The sequence below is a fragment of the Flectobacillus rivi genome (assembly GCF_030056655.1).
Lineage (GTDB): Bacteria > Bacteroidota > Bacteroidia > Cytophagales > Spirosomataceae > Flectobacillus > Flectobacillus rivi.
In genome coordinates this window covers 1-1,395 of the sequence record NZ_JASHIE010000031.1, presented here as the reverse complement: position 1 = coordinate 1,395, position 1,395 = coordinate 1, and the positions used below count along the sequence as shown (strand labels likewise).

1 protein-coding gene is annotated in these 1,395 nt (G+C 41.2%); it reads right to left on the bottom strand.

All coding sequences use genetic code 11. The features are described 5' to 3' along the window. Positions 1–1,395: hypothetical protein (locus QM481_RS24765; RefSeq protein ID WP_283383786.1), on the bottom strand; the 1,395-nt coding region annotated here is incomplete at both ends.

Sequence of the window (1,395 nt, the reverse complement as noted above, 5' to 3'; positions counted from 1 at the left end):
GCTCCAAGAATACTTGTATTTTCTATATCAAATCCTGCAAACGTTCCGATAGGATACGTAGTCACTGCATCTTTTACCGATATTGATCCACTACTCAATAAACCTGCTGTCAAAACTATATCTGCATAGTTTGAAGTACTTGCATCTACTACATTTTGGCTGTTATTGATCGCACAACCTGCACAAACAGCTCCACTGATACCTGTTAAGCTACCATTCAAGACTGCTGGAAAACTTGGTGACACCAAATACGTATCAGTACAACTTAATGCTGGCCCTGCACAGAAACTCTCTAAGACTACATTATAGACCTTCGTCGTACTCAATACGCCTAATACATTCGTTATTTCTAGTTTTACTTCATCAAACTCCTTCGTACTGATAAAGCCTACTAACTGCTCACCTGTGCCAGTCAAAAGTGAAGAATTAACAGACAATAAAGTGCCGACTCCCGAACTCTCTTGCAAAACCCCTGCTTTGTATGTACGTATCGTGATGCCTGATAATAAATTAGCATTGATTAAACTAGGATTCGAGATATTAAACCCTGCAAAAGTTCCGATGGGATAAGTCGTCAAGACATCCTTCACAGCTAAGGATGCAATACTGCTTACTGAGGCTGTCATCGTGATGGTGGCGTAATCACTCGTGCTTGAACTGATTACATTTTCAGCATTACTTATCGAACATCCAACACAGGCGACACCAGTAATACCCGTCTGACTATCATCTACAATGACTGGATATGATGGAGCAGAAGCATTCGTCTGAGTGTTACAAACTAATGCCGAACCAGCACAGAATTTTTCTATTACGGGATAATATACTTGGCCACTAAAACCTATCCCTACTAAGGTATTGTAAACTATTCGTACCTCGTCAAAACCTTGCGTTGTGATAAAGCCCACGGTTGCCAAACCACTGCCATCCAACAAACTTGACTCTAAACCTATAGAGCTCGTTACTACATCTTTTCCTTCTACAAAAACACCATTGTTATAAGTCTCGATTCGTACGGTTGAACCGATACTACCACTCAACAAGCTCGTTGAGGCAATCTTAAAGCCTGCATAATAGCCCGCAGGATAAGTATCTGCCGCATCATTATCTTTAGCACTATAGGTCACATTACAGCCTAAACCCGTCACACTAAATCCTGCGTAATTATTCAAATCCGAATCGACCAGATTGTTAGTCGAGGCTGTCGTCAAATTCACACAGCCTAATGAACTATTGGTCTTCGTGGCTGATAAGTTCGTAAACAAACCATTCGTCAACGCAACCTTCGTGTTACACGTTGCGCCACTTGGATCAAGACCTGTACAAGAAGTGATAAATACATCGATTCCTACGCTTGCTGCACTATAACAGCCTGTCGTGGCATTGTAATAAAAT